The organism is Pseudomonas sp. ZL2 (genome assembly GCF_054788455.1).
In genome coordinates this window covers 60,208-76,465 of sequence record NZ_JBGOGX010000051.1, presented here as the reverse complement: position 1 = coordinate 76,465, position 16,258 = coordinate 60,208, and the positions used below count along the sequence as shown (strand labels likewise).

The window sequence follows — 16,258 nt, the reverse complement described above, 5'->3', positions numbered from 1 at the left end:
CATGACGCCCGATAAAAAAGTCAAAATCCTTGCCACCCTCGGTCCTGCGATCAAGGGCATCGACGACATCCGCCAGCTGGTCGAGGCCGGGGTGAACATCTTTCGCCTGAACTTCAGCCACGGCGAGCACGAAGACCACGCCCTGCGCTACCAGTGGATCCGCGAGGTGGAGAGCCAGCTCAACTACCCGCTGGGCATCCTCATGGACCTGCAAGGGCCCAAGCTGCGCGTTGGCCGTTTTGCCGAGGGCAAAGTCCAACTGCAGCGCGGCCAGACCCTGCGCCTGGACCTGGACAGCACCCCGGGCACTGCCTCGCGGGTCAACCTGCCGCATCCGGAAATCATCGCCGCCCTGGAACCGGGCATGGACCTGCTGCTCGATGACGGCAAGCTGCGCCTGCGGGTGACCGCCAAGCACAGCGATGCGATCGAGACCGAAGTCCTCAACGGCGGCGAGCTGTCCGACCGCAAGGGCGTCAACGTGCCGCAAGCGGTGCTGGACCTCAGCCCGCTGACCGCCAAGGACCGCCGCGACCTGAGCTTCGGCCTGGAGCTGGGCGTGGACTGGGTGGCGCTGTCGTTCGTGCAGCGCCCGGAAGACATCGTCGAAGCGCGCCAGCTGATCGGTGACCGCGCCTACCTGATGGCCAAGATCGAGAAACCTTCGGCGGTCACCCAACTGCGCGCCATTGCCGAGCTAAGCGACGCGATCATGGTCGCCCGTGGCGACCTGGGCGTGGAAGTGCCGGCCGAAAGCGTGCCGCAGATCCAGAAGAGCATCATCAACACCTGCCGCGAACTGGGTAAACCGGTGGTGGTGGCCACGCAGATGCTCGAATCGATGCGCTTCTCCCCGGCCCCGACCCGCGCCGAAGTCACCGACGTGGCCAACGCCGTGGCCGAAGGCGCCGATGCGGTGATGCTCTCGGCCGAGACCGCCTCGGGTGACTACCCGCTGGAAGCGGTGCAGATGATGAGCAAGATCATCCGCCAGGTGGAGAATGGCCCGGACTACCAGGCTCAGCTCGACGTCGGCCGGCCGAAAGCCGAAGCCACCGTATCGGACGCCATCAGCTGCGCGATCCGCCGCATCAGCGGCATCCTGCCGGTGGCGGTGCTGGTCAACTACAGCGAGTCGGGGGCTTCGACCCTGCGCACCGCCCGCGAGCGGCCACGGGCACCGATCCTCAACCTGACTCCCAACCTGTCCACCGCCCGGCGCCTGAGCGTGGCCTGGGGTGTGCACTCGGTAGTCAACGATCGCCTGCGCCAGGTCGACGAGATCTGCTCCACCGCCCTGGAAATCGCTCAGGCCCAGGGCATGGCCAGCCGTGGCGATACGCTGTTGATCACCGCCGGTGTGCCTTTTGGCAAGCCCGGGTCGACTAACACGCTGCGGATCGAGAGCTTGATCTGAGTTGAACCCCATCGCTGGCAAGCCAGCTCCCACAGGTGCTGTGCACACCGAACCTGTGGGAGCTGGCTTGCCAGCGATGAGGCCAGACCGGCCAACAACAATTCCGGTGGGACAACCCGGCCCAAAGAGGCTCCCCACTCCACATCAACCCAGACTGCCCCCATGTACACCAAGAATTTCGTCAACCCGTGCCCCGACTGGCCCACGGCCTTGCTCAACGGCTTCAGCCAGGTGCTGCTGCAGCGCAACCCGCTGTGTGGCCTGTGCTGCCTGCTGGCGATCACCCTGACCGCGCCCGACCTGGTCGGCGGCGCGCTGCTCGGTGCCCTCGCCGGGCTGCTGACCGCGCAACGCCGCGGCTACAACCGCAGCGACCGCCAGGCCGGCCTGTACAGCTACAACGGCGTGCTGATCGGCCTGTTGATCAGCTATGCCCTGCCCTGGTCGGCGATCCTGCCGCCACTGATCATCGCCGCCGGCGGCCTGAGCAGCATGCTCGTGCACCAGTGGCTCAAGCGCGGCCCCCAGCAATTGCTGCCCGCCTACACGGCGCCGTTCGTGTTGCTCGGCTGGGCTGCGCTGACCATGGCCGAACCCGCCGGCGCCGCCAGTACCGGCGTCGAGGCCAACCCGCTATTTGCCCTGGCCCGTGGCCTCGGGCAGATCTTCTTGCTCGACCAGCCCCTGGCCGGCGTGCTGATTGCCATCGGCCTGCTGATCTCCAATCGCTACGCGGCAGTCTGGGCCTTGCTCGGCTCGGCCATCGGTGGCAGCGTGGCGTTGATCGGTGGCGAGGCCACGGCGGCCTATAACGGCCTGTTCGGCTTCAACGCCGCCCTGGCCGCCCTGGCCTTCAGCCAAGAGCGCCAGCGGCCCTGGTTGCCGCTGCTGGCCATCGTCCTGGCGATTGCCCTGCAACCGGTGTTCAGCCTGCTGCCGGTCGCCGGCCTGACCGCGCCGTTCATCCTCGCCTGTTGGCTGCTGCATGCCGGTGGCCGCCTGCTACGCGTGCCGGCGTCCCACAGCCGGCGTCGCTTGCACAGCTGAGGTGCAGCCCCTAGGCTCTGCCCATCTGCCTTTGGAACGAGCCTATGGACACCCCTTCGAGTTGGCGCGAGCAGCTCTACGTCATCGTCTTTCAAACCGACACCGTCGCCGGCCGACGCTTCGACAAGATCCTGCTGCTGATCATTCTCGCCAGCCTGGTGACGGTGATCCTGGACAGCATCGACGAGGTGCACCAGAGCTACGCCGGGCTGCTGGCGGCCATCGAGTAGGGCTTTACCGCGATCTTCCTGGTCGAGTACCTGATCCGCCTGTACTGCTCGCCCAAGCCCTTGCGCTACGCCTTCAGCTTCTATGGCCTGGTCGACCTGCTGGCCATCGTCCCGGGGATCATCGCCCTGTATTACAGCGACGCCCAGTACCTGCTGATCATCCGCGTCATCCGTATGCTGCGGATCTTCCGGGTGCTCAAGCTCAGCCCTTACCTGAAGCAGGCCAACTACCTGCTCACGGCGTTGCGCGGCAGCAAGCAGAAGATCATCGTCTTTTTGCTCAGCGTCTCGACCCTGGTGACCGTGTTCGGCACCCTGATGTACGTAGTCGAAGGCCCCGAGCATGGCTTTACCAGCATCCCCAAGGGCATCTACTGGGCCATCGTCACCCTGACCACGGTCGGCTTTGGCGACATCGTGCCCAAGACTCCGCTGGGCCAGGTGCTGTCGTCGATGGTAATGATCACCGGTTATTCGATCATTGCCGTGCCCACCGGGATTTTCACCGCGGAGCTGGCCAACGCCATGCGCGGCGAACAGCTGCAGCACGACTGCCCGGTGTGTCGGAAAAACAGCCATGAACACGGCGCCGCGTTCTGCTCCCGTTGCGGTAACGCACTGTTCAATAAAACGTAATAAGCAAAGCACTTTTTAATCTTTTAGCGCCTAAGGTCCAACCGCTATAGTCGCTGGCATAATGCCTTTAACGCCAACTCGAACAAGGAATGCGCAGTGAAAAAACTCTTCAGTGCCTCGCTTCTGGCCGCCGGCCTCGCCTTCGGCTCCGTGGCCCAGGCTGCTCCGGCACCTTTGCTGAACGTCTCGTATGACGTGATGCGCGACTTCTACAAGGACTACAACGCCGCGTTCCAGAAGCACTGGGAAGCCGAGCACAAAGAGAAGATCACCGTGCAGATGTCCTTCGGTGGTTCGAGCAAGCAGGCCCGTTCGGTGATCGATGGCCTGCCGGCTGACGTCATCACCATGAACATGGCCACCGACATCAATGCCCTGGCCGACAATGGCAAGCTGGTGCCGGACAATTGGGTCAGCCGCCTGCCGAACAACAGCGCGCCGTTCACTTCGGCCACCGTGTTCATCGTCCGCAAGGGCAACCCCAAGGCCCTGAAAGACTGGCCCGACCTGCTCAAGGACGGCGTCCAGGTCATCGTGCCTAACCCGAAAACCTCCGGCAACGGCCGCTACACCTACCTCTCGGCCTGGGGCTATGTGCTGAAGAACGGCGGTGACGAGAACAAGGCCAAGGACTTTGTCGGCAAGCTGTTCAAGCAGGCGCCAGTGCTCGACACCGGTGGCCGCGCCGCGACCACCACCTTCATGACCAACCAGATCGGCGACGTGCTGGTGACCTTCGAGAACGAAGCCGAAATGATCGCCCGCGAGTTCGGTCGCGATCAGTTCGAAGTGATCTACCCGAGCGTCTCCGCCGAGGCCGAGCCGCCAGTGAGCGTGGTCGACAAGGTGGTCGACAAGAAAGGCAGCCGCGCCACCGCCGAGGAATACCTGAAGTACCTGTGGTCGCCAGAGGCGCAGGAAATTGCTGCCAACAACTACCTGCGTCCGCGTGATGCGGCGGTACTGGCCAAGTACACCGACCGCTTCCCGAAAGTCGACTTCCTGTCGGTAGAGAAGACCTTCGGTGACTGGCGCACCGTGCAGAAAACCCACTTCAACGATGGCGGGATTTTCGACCAGATCTATACCGGGCAGTAAGGGCCTCATCGCCGGGCAAGCCCGCTCCTACTGAATGTGTAGGAGCGGGTTTGCCCGGCGATTGCTTCGCGCAATACAACCCGCCGCCGCTGAAACTCACCGAACAACAGGCCTGATTCGGCTTTAACGCCTGCGGGCATCGGTGCTAAAGTCGCGGCCATGAACCGCACCCCCTCCGACCGCCCGCTGATTGCCTGGACCTTGTACTTCTGTGTCCTGTTCAATCTGTTCGCCTGCGGGATCGGTCACGGGCAGATGATGGGCCTGCAGCTCAATGGCATTGGCGGCGCCTATTGCTCAGCCATGGGCAGCGCCGGGCCGACACTGAAAAGCGATTTCGACGACCAGTCGGTGGCCGGCTGGGACAGCATGCAAACCTGCCCGGTGTGCGCCGCCGCCGTAGTTTGCCTGGGCCTTGCGCTGGTCATCGGCTGGCTGCTGGCGGTCACTCGTGTACGTCGCTATCACCGTGAGCTGCGCAGCAAAGCACCGCCGCGCTATTGCTGGCCCGCCGCCAACCCCCGCGCCTCCCCGCTTCTGGCTTGAACCTCCTGGCAGCTCCCCGGGCTGCCTGAAACCGGCCGTTTTTGCTGCGCCTGCCTGACAGGTGCAGGCGGCCGCTGGCTCAATTTCCAGAGTGTGATTCATGCCCTACTCCTATCGCCTTTCCGGTTGCGCGGCGCTGCTGTGCGCGCTGTCCTTCAATGCTGTGGCCGAGGCGCCGCTGACCCTGCCCGACCTGCGCATCAACGGCCGCGCCGACGCCGAAGACGGCGTACTGCTCGACACCCCGTCGCAAACCGGCTCACGCCTTGGCCTGACGCCACGGGAAACCCCGGCTTCGGTGAACATCGTCAACCGCCAGCAGATTCAGCAGCGCGGCGCCCAGACTACCCAGGACGTGCTCAACGGCGTGCCCGGCATGACCGCCGCCTCGCCGCCCGGCTCTGCCGGCTCAGTGGCTTATCGGGGCTTTTCCGGGGCACAGATCACCCAGCTGTTCAACGGCATCAGCGTGCAATACGACTCCATCGCCGCACGCCCGGTGGACAGCTGGATCTATGACCGGGTCGAAGCCGTCGGCGGGCCGTCGAGCTTCCTCTTCGGTGCCGGTGCCGTGGGTGGTTCGATCAACTACATCACCAAGCTGGCCAGCCGCGACGAGAACTTCAACGAGGGGCGAATCAAGTACGGCTCCTATGACAGCAGCGAGACCTCGTTCGGTTTCAACCATGCGCTCAACGACGGCGACGGCATCCGCAACTACGCCCGCCTGGATTTCAGCCACAGCAAAAGCAATGGTTATGTCGATCGCGAAGAGCGCGATGCCTGGACCGTGGCGTTCTCCCTGCTCACCGACATCAACGACCAGCTGTCCCACACCCTGGCCGTGGAGTATCAGAACGAAACGGTCGACAGCCCCTATTGGGGCAGCCCGGTGCTCAACCCGCTGGGTGGCGAAATGAAGGTCGACGAGAGCCGCCGCTTCGAGAACTACAACGTCGAAGACGGCCGCTACGAACAACGCGTGCGCTGGCTGCGCTCGATCACCGACTACCGTTTCAACGACAACACCTCGCTGCGCAACACTCTCTACCACTACAACACCGAGCGTAACTTCCGTAACCTCGAAACCTACGCTTACAACGCCGACAACAGCCGGGTAAACCGCTCCAACGCGCTGCTGCAACGCCACGACCAGGAACTCAACGGCAACCGCTTCGAGCTGCTCCACGAAGGCCAGTTGTTCGGCTTGAACAGCCAGTGGTCGGCGGGCCTGGACTACAGCCACAACGTGCAGATGAGCTACCCGCGCTCGATCACCGGCATTTTCGACAGCGTCGACCCGGCCACCTTCGAACCCGGGCATTTCTATGATCTGAACGGCATGGTCCCGGGCTATCAGAAGAACCGCGAGAACACCGTCGACACCTGGGCAGCGTTCGTCGAAAACCGTCTGCAACTGACTGAGCGCCTGTCGCTGCTCACTGGTTTGCGCTACGACCATATCGACCTCGATGTGCACAACTACCGCACGGTCGATGCCAACAACCCGCTGGACTTCCAGCGCAGCTACGAGCCCACCACCGGGCGCATCGGCCTGGTCTACGAGCTGACCCCGGCGGCCAACGTCTACGTGCAGTACAGCACCGCCGCCGACCCGCCCTCGGGCATGCTCAGCACCGCCAGCTTCGCCTCGGTACGCGACTTCGACCTGAGCACCGGCAAGCAACTGGAAGTGGGCAGCAAGTTCAGCTTCCTCGACGGCCGTGGTGCCGCTACCGTCGCCGCCTACCATATCGAGCGCAAGAACCTGGCCACCGCCGACGCCGCCAACCCCAGCGTCACCCAGCCGGTGGGCAAGCAATCCTCACGCGGGGTCGAGGTAGCCGCGTCGCTGCACGTCACGCCGAAGCTGCTGGCCGAGGGCAACTTCGCCTATGTCGACGCCCAGTACGATGAGTTCAACGAGAACGTCGGCGGCCGCTCGATCTCGCGCAAGGGCAACACCCCGACCAACATCCCCGAGCGGGTCGCCAACCTGTGGCTGACCTACGACATCGACCCGAGCTGGCAAGTCGGTGCCGACAGCCGCTATGTATCTTCGGTGTATGCCGATGCAGCCAACACCCGCTATGCGCCGTCATACACGATCTTCGGCGCCTTCCTCGGTTTCAAGGTCGATGACGACACGCGCATCACCGCCCGGGTGCGCAACCTGACCGACGAGGTGTACGCCCGCTGGACCTCTGCGAGCATGCTCTACCTCGGTGCCCCGCGCACCCTGGAGCTGGCCGTGCAGACGCGCTTCTAGGACGCCACCGATGAAACGTTACCTGTACCTGTGGCACCGCTGGCTGGGCATCGGGCTGTGTCTGTTCATGGCCCTGTGGTTCTTTTCGGGGATGGTCATGCTCTATGTCGGCTACCCCAAGCTGACCCCGCGCGAGCACTTCGCTCACCTGCCGCAGTTGCGCCTGCAGGATTGCTGCGTCGACCTCGGCACTGCCCTGCGCAGCGCCGATGCCGAGCGCAACCCGGCAAGCATCCGCCTGATCATGGTGGCCGGCACGCCGCGCTACCTGTTCGGCTATCCGGGTCACGCCAGCGTGGCGGTGGATGCCCGCACGGGCCAGCGCCTGCAACCGATCGACCGCGACCAGGCGCTGGCCAGTGCTCGTCAGTACGACCCGGGGGCAAAGGCCAGCTATCGCGGCGCAGTGAGTGAGGACCTGTGGAGCCACTCGCGCGCCCTGGACGCCGAGCGGCCGTTACAGCGGGTCCAGCTCGACGATGGCGAGCGTACCCTGCTGTACATCTCCGGCCATACCGGTGAAGTGGTGCGCGATGCCAGCGCCCTGGAGCGCGGCTGGAACCTGGTCGGCGCCTGGCTGCACTGGCTGTACCCGTTGCGTGGCATTGGCGCGGACGGCCTGTGGAGCAACCTGGTGATCTACCTGTCGCTGGCCGGCACGCTGATGGCGCTGCTCGGCGCGGTGATCGGCATCCTCCGTTGGCGTCTGCGCCAGCCCTACCGCAGTGGCTCGCGCTCGCCCTACCGCGGGTTTGCCCGCTGGCACCATATCGGTGGCTTGCTGTTCGGCGTGCTGGCGATCACCTGGATCTTCAGTGGTTTGATGTCGATGAACCCGTGGCGGCTGTTCAGCAGTTCAGCGCCCTTGAACGTTGCGGCCTATCAAGGCGGGCCTTTGACCGCGGCGGCTTTCCCGCTCTCGGCCAACGAGGCGCTGGCGCGGTTTGGCCAGCAAGGCTTCAAGGCCCGTGAACTTGAGTGGCGCTTGATCGGCGGTGCGGGCTATCTGGTCGGCCATGAGGGTGCTGGCCGAACCCGGGTGCTGTCGATGGCCAACGGGCAGGTACTCGAGCGCCTGCCACGGGACGTACTGGAGCGTGCAGCGCAAGCGATTTTGCCTCAGGGCCAGATGCACAGCGAGCAGCTAGAAACCTACGACTTCTACTACTACGCCAGGGCCGAGCACAGCATGCTCGGCCACCTGGAAAAGCGTTTGCCGGTGTTGCGCGTACGCTTTGAAGACCCGCAGCAGAGCTGGCTGCACCTGGACCTGTACACCGGCGAGATGCTGGGCGTGCTGGACCAGCCCCGGCGCGTGTCGCGCTGGTTGTTCTCATTGCTGCACAGCTGGGACTGGTTGCCATTGCTGCAACAGCGGCCGCTGTGGGATGCCTGGATGATCCTGTTCAGCCTGGGCGGGCTGGTGCTGAGTGTCAGTGGTGTGGTGCTCGGCTGGCGACGGTTGGCCAAGTAGAAGCGGGCTTGCCCCGCGATGCGCGATGGCTGACAGAATGCTATCGCGGGGCAAGCCCGCGTCTACACAAGGTCCCTGAACACCAGGGCCTTGAGCCCGCCCGCCGGATCGCTGTCGGGGAATTCCGGCGGGTTGGCCAGGCGTTCGACGAAGGCCAGCCCCGGCGCTTCTGCGGCCATGCCTTCGATGAGAAAGTCCGGGCCGATCGCCGGGTCGTTAACGCAGGCCAGCACCGTGCCGCCGTCGTTCAACAGCTCCGGCAGGCGCCGCAGGATCTTGCGGTAATCCTGGGTCAGGACGAAGCTGCCTTTCTGGAAGGTCGGCGGGTCGATGATGATCAGGTCATAGGGCCCTGACTTGCGCACCTTGCCCCACGACTTGAACAGCTCATGGCCAAGAAAACTCACCTTGCCCAGGTCATGGCCGTTATGCCGATGGTTGTCGCGCCCACGGCTCAGCGCTGAACGCGCCATGTCCAGATTCACCACCTGCTCGGCGCCACCGGCAATCGCCGCCAGCGAAAACCCGCAGGTATAGGCGAACAGGTTGAGCACGCGCTTGCCCGCCGCCTGCTCGCGTACCCAGCGCCGGCCATATCGCATGTCGAGGAACAAACCGGTGTTCTGCTTCAGGCCCAGGTCCAGCTGATAACGCAGGCCGTCCTCATCGATCAGCCAGTGCTCGCTGGGCGTACCCAGCAACCATTGGCCGGGGCTGTCCGGCAGGTAGCGGTGCTGGATCAGGATCGCCTGGCCGCTCCAGCACGGCGCTTCGGCCAGGGCCAGGAGCATCTGCTCCAGCGCCGGCAACTGGCCTTCGGGCGGCTCGCGAAACAGCGACACCAGCAGCACACCCTGCAGCCAGTCCACGGTGATCTGCTCCAACCCCGGCCAGCAGCGCCCGCGGCCATGGAACACGCGGCGGGTTTCGCCCGGCGCCGGGTCAAGGGCGGCGAGCAGGTGCTGCTGGAGGGTATCGATCACGGAAGTCATGGGCACAATCAGTTGGCTAAAGGCGCCCATTCTACCTTGCCCGGCCCGTGCTGGCAGGCCGTTCGGCCATCGATGAAGGGGATGGGAGGATTAGCTGCACTTTTGTCGCTTTTTTCTCCCCCAGCCGCTGTGGATAGTGCCTCCATCCCCTCTGCTATCGGGTCACTACCATGTCCTCCTTGAAAGTCGAATTTTTCCACGATGTCGTCTGCGGCTGGTGCTTCGTCCTCGCCCCGCGGCTCAAGCAGCTGCAAGCCGAACTCGACCTGGATATCCAGCACCGCAGTTTCATTCTGCAAACCAGCCGTGAGGCGATGATCGAGCGCTTCGGCTCGATGCCCCAGGCCAAGGACACCATCCTCGGCCACTGGCAAGCCTGCGCCCGCGCCGAGGATGAAAAACGCATCAACATCGAAGGCATGCGCCAGCAACCGTTCGAATACCCCAACGGCCTGCTCGCCGCCCGCGCCTGCCAGACCGCCAATGCGCTGGGGGGCAATGCCGCTCACGAGCAGATGTTCGATCGCCTGCAACTGGCGCACCTGGTGCAAAGCCGCAACATCGGCGACAAGGCCACGGTACTGGCGATTGCCGCCGAAGCCGGCTTTGACCCGCAGGCCTTCGAGCACGCCTTCGAGCATGACGCTCCGGCCCTGCTCGAACAGGACCTTCGCCTGGGCCGCCACCTGGGCATCAGCTCAGTGCCGTCGCTGGTGATTGCCGATCGGTACCTGATCCCAGGCGCCCTGGGGCTTGAGCAACTGCGCCAGTCACTGAACAACATTCGTCAGGAACTGGCGGCCAAGCCAGAAGGAGCGGTGCAATGAAAGCGCGCTACTGGGTAGGTTCAGGCAGCGCCGTCGCGGCATTGGCGGCAGCCTTCATGGTCTGGTCGCCAAACGGCGTCAGCGACACCAGCGCACCGGCACCGACCGCGGCGCCAGCTACCCCGGTGGCCGTGGCCAATGTGCAGTCGGGGCCGATGCCGGTGGTGCTGTCCAGCGTCGGCACCCTGGCCGCGGTGCAACAGGTGCAGGTATCGCCGGAAGTCGGCGGACGCATCGTCGAACTCAATTTCACCGCCGGCAAGGCCGTCAGCGCCAACCAGGTGCTGCTCAAGCTCAACGACGGCCCGGAGCAAGGCGACCTGGCCAAGCTCCAGGCCCAGGCCAAGAACGCCAAGCTGGCCCTGGAGCGCACGCGCAAGGTGTTGCTGCTGGCCTCGACCCAGTCGCAACTGGACCAGGCCCAGGCCAACTACGATCAAGTCCGTGGCGAGATCGCCCGGGTCCAGGCGGTGATCAACCAGAAGACCATCCGCGCGCCGTTCGCCGGCGTGCTGGGGATCCGCAAGGTCGACCTGGGCCAGTACATCAGCCCCGGCGACAGCGTGGTGACCCTGACCCAGCTGTCGCGCCTGTACGTGAACTTCTCGCTGCCGGAACAGGCCGCCGCCCAGTTGCAACCCGGGCAACTGATCAACCTCAAGGTCGACGCCTGGCCGCAGCGCCCGTTCCAGGCCACGGTCACCACCCTGGAGCCGCAGATCGACCCCGGCGCCCGTTCGATGCAGGTCCAGGCGACCCTGGACAACCCCGAACTGCTGCTCAAGCCGGGCATGTTCGCCAACGTCAGCGTCGAGCTGCCGAGCCTGGCCGATGTGCTCAGCGTTCCGGAAACCGCGATCAGCTACAACGCCTACGGCAACTCGCTGTTCGTCCTGCGCGAGAACAACGGCCAGCTGAATGTCGAGCAGGTCTTCGTCAAGCTCGGCGCGCGGCGCAATGACCGGGTGGTGGTACTCGATGCGATCAATGCCAACGACCGGGTGGTGGTCTCCGGGCAGATCCGCCTGAGCAACGGCATGCCAGTGCGCCTGACCCAGGATGCCATGGCCGCCAGCGACCTGAAGAAACCCGACGTGGCCCAGCAACTGTAACGCCGACCTGCGCCTTGCGTGCCTTTGAAAGGGACTTGTTCCGCTATGAAATTCACTGACCTGTTCATCCGTCGGCCAGTGCTGACGCTGGTCGTCTGTTCGATGATCGTCATGCTCGGCCTGCTGGCCTTGCTGAACCTGCCGATCCGCCAGTACCCGCAGCTGGAAAGCGCGACCATCACCGTCACCACCGAATACCCGGGGGCCCGCTCCTCCTTGATGCAGGGCTTCGTCACCCAGCCCATCGCCCAGGCGGTCGCCTCGGTGGACGGCGTCGACTACCTGAGTTCGACCTCGACCCAGGGCAAGAGCGTGATCAGCATCCGCCTCAAGCTCAACGCCGATTCGAACAAGGCGCTCACCGAGATCATGGCCGCGGTCAACCAGGTGAAGTACCGCCTGCCCGAAGGCGCCTATGACTCGGTGATTGCCAAGTCCTCGGGGGAAGGCACGGCGGTGATCTATGTCGGCTTCTCGAGCAAGGAGATCGGCCTGCCGGCCATCACCGACTATATCTCGCGGGTGGTGCAACCGCTGTTCGCCTCGGTGGACGGCGTCGCCGAAGCGCAGATCCTCGGCGGGCAGAAACTGGCCATGCGCCTGTGGCTGGACCCGGCGCGCATGGCGGCGCGCAACATCTCTGCCAGCGATGTCGCCGAAGCGATCCGCAACAATAACTTCCAGGCCGCCCCGGGCCAGACCAAGGGCCAGTACGTCTCGGCCAACATCAACGTCAACACCGACCTGACCAGCGTCGAGCAGTTCCGCCAGATGGTGGTCAAGACCCAGGGCGACACCCTGATCCGCCTCAGCGATATCGGCACCGCCGAGCTGGGCGCCACGTCCTTTGACACCAGCGGCATCATGGACGGTGAACCGAGCGTGTTCATCGGCCTGCACCCGACCCCTACCGGCAACCCGCTGACCATCGTCCAGGGGGTCAAGGACCTGATGCCGCAAGTTCGCGAAAACATGCCGCCGGGCATGACCGCGAACATCGTCTTCGAGGTGGCGCGCTTCATCCAGGCGTCGATCGACGAAGTGCTCAAGACCCTGGTCGAAGCGGTGATCATCGTCGCCGTGGTGATCTTCCTGTTCCTCGGTTCGCTGCGCACCGTGCTGATCCCGCTGGTGACCATTCCGCTGTCGCTGATCGGTGCGGCGGCGATCATGAGCCTGTTCGGTTTCAGCATCAACCTGCTGACCCTGCTGGCCATGGTCCTGGCCATCGGCCTGGTGGTCGACGATGCGATCGTGGTGGTGGAGAACGTCCACCGCCATATCGAGTCGGGCAAGTCGCCGCTGCATGCGGCGCTGGTCGGCGCCCGGGAAATCGCCGGGCCGGTGATTGCCATGACCCTGACCCTGGCGGCGGTGTATGCACCGATCGGCCTGATGGGCGGGCTGACCGGGGCGCTGTTCAAGGAGTTCGCCTTTACCCTGGCCGGGGCGGTGGTGGTGTCCGGGGTGGTGGCCCTGACCCTGTCGCCGGTGATGAGCTCGTTCCTGCTCAGCCGCCAGGTCAACGAAGGGCCGATGGCCCGCGCCGCCGAACGGTTCTTCCACAGCCTGGGCAATAGCTACCGGCGCCTGCTGGACATCTCCCTGCACCATCGCAGCGTGACCCTGGTGGTGGCGGCGGCGGTGTTCATCAGCCTGCCGGTCCTGTACCTCGGCGCCCAGCGCGAACTGGCGCCGGTCGAAGACCAGGCCCAGGTGCTGGCCGTGGCCAAGGCGCCGCAATACGCCAACATCGATTACACCGAAGTCTATGCCATGAAGATGGACCGCCTGTTCGCCAGCTTTCCGGAAACCGACATCACCTGGGTGGTCAATGGCAACGATGGCCCGCGCACCGCTTTCGGCGGCGCCAACCTCAGCGTCTGGGAAGAGCGTGAACGCAGCGCCGACGAACTTCAAGGCGAGATCCAGAAGGCGGTCGGTGAAATCGAGGGTGTCAGCATCTTCGCCTTCCAGCTGCCGTCGCTGCCAGGCTCCACCGGTGGCCTGCCGGTGCAGATGGTGATCCAGAGCTCCCAGGAACACCGGGTGGTATTCGAGGCGATGGAGAAGATCAAGCAGGCCGCCATGGCCAGCGGCCTGTTTGCCGTGGTCGACAGCGACCTGGACTTCAACAGCCCCTTGGTCAATATCACCATCGACCGCAACAAGGCCAACGACCTGGGCATCAGCATGCAGGCCATCGGCGATGCCCTGGCGGTGCTGGTGGGCGAGAACTACATCAACCGCTTCGCCCTCAACGGCCGCTCCTACGATGTGATTCCGCAGGTGCTGCGCAACCAGCGCATGTCCGCCGAGATGCTGGTCGGGCAATACGTCAAGGCAGCCAACGGCGCACAGATCCCGCTGTCGACCCTGGTCAGTTTCGACATGTCGATCGAGGCCAACAAGCTGACCCAGTTCAACCAGCTCAACTCGGCCACCCTGCAGGCCGTGCCGGCGCCGGGGGTGAGCATCGGCGCTGCGGTGCAGTTCCTCAGCGCCCAGGCCGACAACCTGCCGGTGGGCTTCAGCCATGACTGGCTGTCCGACGCCCGCCAGTTCGTGCAGGAAGGCAGCGCCCTGGTGATCACCTTCATCTTCGCCATCCTGGTGATTTACCTGGTGCTGGCCGCGCAGTTCGAAAGCCTGCGCGATCCGCTGGTGATCCTCATCAGCGTGCCGATGTCGATCTGCGGTGCGCTGATCCCGCTGTACCTGGGCTATGCCACGGTGAACATCTACACGCAGATCGGCCTGGTGACCCTGATCGGCCTGATCAGCAAGCACGGCATCCTCATGGTCGAGTTCGCCAACGAACTGCAACAGGCCGAACAGCTCGACCGCCGCAGCGCCATCGAACGCGCCGCAGAGATCCGCCTGCGGCCGATCCTGATGACCACCGCGGCCATGGTCGTCGGCCTGGTACCGCTGCTGCTGGCCAGTGGCGCCGGCGCCCACAGCCGCTTCAGCCTGGGCCTGGTGATCGTGGTCGGGATGCTCATCGGCACCCTGTTCACCCTGTTCATCCTGCCGACCGTGTACTCCTTGCTGGCCAAGGACCACCGCGCCGCCAACCAGTCGCCACGCCACCAGGAACTGGCCGACGTGAGCGCCCTGGCCTGACTTCAACCGGGCACGGCCTGCGCCCTGCCCGCCTGTTTCCCTCCGCCTTCCCCGGTGGCCCCCAAGGGCTGCTGCGGGGCCGGCTTGGTAAAAAAAGAGAACCGCACATGTTTCGAAAGTCGATCCTGACCCTGCTGATCCTGGCGCCGCTGGCCCAGGCCGAAGAGGCTAACCGCAGCAGCCTGATGTCGGTGTACACCCAGGTGGTGGCACACAATAGTGAAATGGCCGCCGCCCGGGAGAACTACCTGGCGCGCCAGGAGGGCGTGCCCCAGGCCCGCGCCGAGTTGCTGCCACAGGTGGCCCTGGAAGCTGACGCCGGCAATCGCCGCAGCGACCGCCATGATGTCGAGGAACGCAGCGGCAGCCTCTATCGCCTGACCCTCAACCAGCCGCTGTTCGATGCCTCGCGCTGGTTCACCTTCAAGGCTGCGCAAGCCGAGAGCGAGCAGGCCGAGCTGGATTTCTCGGCATTCCAGCAGCAGTTGATCCTGCGCACCGCCGAGGCCTACTTCAACACCCTGCTGACCGAGGACAACCTGGCCGCGACCAAGGCCGAACTGCGCGCCTTCGAGCGCCAGTTGCGCCAGACCCGCCAGAGTTTCGATGCCGGCCTCTCCGACCAGAACGACGTGCTCTCGGCCCAGGCCAGTTTCGACCGCGCCAACGCCAACCTGATCGACAGCCAGCGCCGCAGCGATGATGCCTACCAGGCCCTGATGCGCCTGACCGGGCAGGCGCAGCCGCCGCTGATCGGCATCCGCCACAGCCTGCCGGTGGTGGCGCCGGTGCCGAACCAGGTCGAGCCCTGGGTTGACCAGGCGCTGAGCCAAAACCTGCGCCTGCGCGCCAGCCAGTCGCAATTGAAGGTTGCCGAACAGACCCTGCGCAGCAGCAAGGCCGAACACCTGCCGACCCTAAACCTGGCGCTGGGCTATGCCGAAGGCGACAGCGACCTGATGGACAACCCCAGCCACTTTGGCCAGCGTGCGGGCAACCAGCGCGACAGTTCGGTGATGGTGCAGTTCAAGCTGCCGATTTTCAGCGGTGGCGGCACCAGCTCGCGAGTGCGCCAGGCCAGCCATCGCCTGGACCAGAGCGAATACGACCAGACCAGCCTGCAGCGGGAAGTGGTGGAGCGTTCGCGCAACGCCTTTCGTGCGGTCAACAGTGATGTCGAGCAGGTACGGGCGCGGCGCCAGACCATCATCTCCAGCCAGGGTTCGCTCAAGGCCACCGAAGCCGGTTACGAGGTGGGCAACCGCAACATCGTCGATATCCTCGATGCCCAGCGGGATCTGTACAACGCCGTGCGCGACTACAACATCGCCCGCTACGGCTACATCCTCAATGGCCTGCGCCTCAAGCTTGAGGCCGGCAGCCTCAACCCCGGCGACCTGCAGAGCCTGGCCCAGTTCCTCAAGCCCGACTACGATCCGGACAAGGATTTCCTGCCCGCCGACCTGGCCCGCCAGGGCTGAACC

At 64.8% G+C, this 16,258-nt stretch carries 11 protein-coding genes and 1 pseudogene; 11 read left to right on the top strand and 1 reads right to left on the bottom strand.

The window, feature by feature from the left end:
• Position 1 precedes the first annotated feature (1 nt).
• From pyk to ABM562_RS23705, 7 genes and pseudogenes are all read left to right on the top strand, one after another.
• The gene (gene pyk / locus ABM562_RS23735) at positions 2-1,417 is read left to right on the top strand and encodes a pyruvate kinase (RefSeq protein ID WP_460423527.1); all 1,416 of its coding nucleotides are present in this window, start codon (positions 2-4) and stop codon (positions 1,415-1,417) included.
• A gap of 162 nt (positions 1,418-1,579) precedes the next feature.
• Complete coding sequence (locus ABM562_RS23730; RefSeq protein ID WP_460423525.1) at positions 1,580-2,464, top strand: urea transporter; 885 nt, start codon at positions 1,580-1,582, stop codon at positions 2,462-2,464.
• A 44-nt stretch (positions 2,465-2,508) separates the two neighbouring features.
• Positions 2,509-3,330, top strand: a pseudogene (locus ABM562_RS23725) (ion transporter).
• 96 nt (positions 3,331-3,426) lie between these two features.
• Positions 3,427-4,428 (top strand): sulfate ABC transporter substrate-binding protein, encoded by a 1,002-nt coding sequence (locus ABM562_RS23720; RefSeq protein WP_115088020.1) that lies wholly within the window; start codon positions 3,427-3,429, stop codon positions 4,426-4,428.
• Between the two features lie 159 nt (positions 4,429-4,587).
• Positions 4,588-4,974 carry a DUF2946 domain-containing protein gene (locus ABM562_RS23715; protein ID WP_115088021.1) on the top strand — a complete coding sequence of 129 codons (387 nt, stop codon included), beginning with the start codon at positions 4,588-4,590 and terminating at the stop codon, positions 4,972-4,974.
• Positions 4,975-5,074: 100 nt separating this feature from the next.
• Entirely contained in the window at positions 5,075-7,243 is a 2,169-nt protein-coding gene (locus tag ABM562_RS23710; RefSeq protein ID WP_115088022.1) for a TonB-dependent receptor, read from the top strand.
• Positions 7,244-7,253: 10 nt separating this feature from the next.
• A complete protein-coding gene (locus ABM562_RS23705; protein ID WP_460423522.1) occupies positions 7,254-8,717 on the top strand; it encodes a PepSY domain-containing protein in 1,464 nt (487 codons plus the stop codon).
• Positions 8,718-8,779: 62 nt separating this feature from the next.
• Here the strand turns inward: ABM562_RS23705 and ABM562_RS23700 are convergent, their stop codons facing one another.
• Positions 8,780-9,709: a class I SAM-dependent methyltransferase gene (locus tag ABM562_RS23700; protein WP_258578932.1), complete on the bottom strand. Its 930-nt coding sequence runs from the start codon at positions 9,707-9,709 to the stop codon at positions 8,780-8,782.
• 170 nt (positions 9,710-9,879) lie between these two features.
• Here ABM562_RS23700 and ABM562_RS23695 point away from each other — a divergent pair, with 170 nt between their 5' ends.
• From ABM562_RS23695 to ABM562_RS23680, 4 genes are all read left to right on the top strand, one after another.
• Positions 9,880-10,536, top strand: coding sequence for a DsbA family oxidoreductase (locus tag ABM562_RS23695; RefSeq protein WP_115088024.1), 657 nt, complete (start codon positions 9,880-9,882; stop codon positions 10,534-10,536).
• Entirely contained in the window at positions 10,533-11,648 is a 1,116-nt protein-coding gene (locus ABM562_RS23690) for an efflux RND transporter periplasmic adaptor subunit (RefSeq protein WP_115088025.1), read from the top strand. Before ABM562_RS23695 ends, ABM562_RS23690 begins: the two co-directional genes overlap by 4 nt.
• 45 nt (positions 11,649-11,693) lie before the next feature.
• On the top strand, positions 11,694-14,774 hold the full coding sequence (locus tag ABM562_RS23685; RefSeq protein ID WP_115088026.1) for a MexW/MexI family multidrug efflux RND transporter permease subunit: 3,081 nt from the start codon (positions 11,694-11,696) through the stop codon (positions 14,772-14,774).
• Between the two features lie 107 nt (positions 14,775-14,881).
• Positions 14,882-16,255, top strand: a complete 1,374-nt coding sequence (locus tag ABM562_RS23680) for a TolC family outer membrane protein (protein WP_233673984.1) — start codon at positions 14,882-14,884, stop codon at positions 16,253-16,255.
• Positions 16,256-16,258: the final 3 nt, after the last annotated feature.

Bases quoted from the DNA above. Each gene is read 5' to 3' on its own strand.
- pyk (WP_460423527.1), top strand. From the start codon at position 2: ATGACGCCCGATAAAAAAGTCAAAATCCTTGCCACCCTCGGTCCTGCG.
- ABM562_RS23710 (WP_115088022.1), top strand. From the start codon at position 5,075: ATGCCCTACTCCTATCGCCTTTCCGGTTGCGCGGCGCTGCTGTGCGCG.
- ABM562_RS23700 (WP_258578932.1), bottom strand. From the start codon at position 9,709: ATGACTTCCGTGATCGATACCCTCCAGCAGCACCTGCTCGCCGCCCTT.
- ABM562_RS23695 (WP_115088024.1), top strand. From the start codon at position 9,880: ATGTCCTCCTTGAAAGTCGAATTTTTCCACGATGTCGTCTGCGGCTGG.
- ABM562_RS23715 (WP_115088021.1), top strand. From the start codon at position 4,588: ATGAACCGCACCCCCTCCGACCGCCCGCTGATTGCCTGGACCTTGTAC.
- ABM562_RS23680 (WP_233673984.1), top strand. From the start codon at position 14,882: ATGTTTCGAAAGTCGATCCTGACCCTGCTGATCCTGGCGCCGCTGGCC.
- ABM562_RS23690 (WP_115088025.1), top strand. From the start codon at position 10,533: ATGAAAGCGCGCTACTGGGTAGGTTCAGGCAGCGCCGTCGCGGCATTG.
- ABM562_RS23705 (WP_460423522.1), top strand. From the start codon at position 7,254: ATGAAACGTTACCTGTACCTGTGGCACCGCTGGCTGGGCATCGGGCTG.
- ABM562_RS23685 (WP_115088026.1), top strand. From the start codon at position 11,694: ATGAAATTCACTGACCTGTTCATCCGTCGGCCAGTGCTGACGCTGGTC.
- ABM562_RS23730 (WP_460423525.1), top strand. From the start codon at position 1,580: ATGTACACCAAGAATTTCGTCAACCCGTGCCCCGACTGGCCCACGGCC.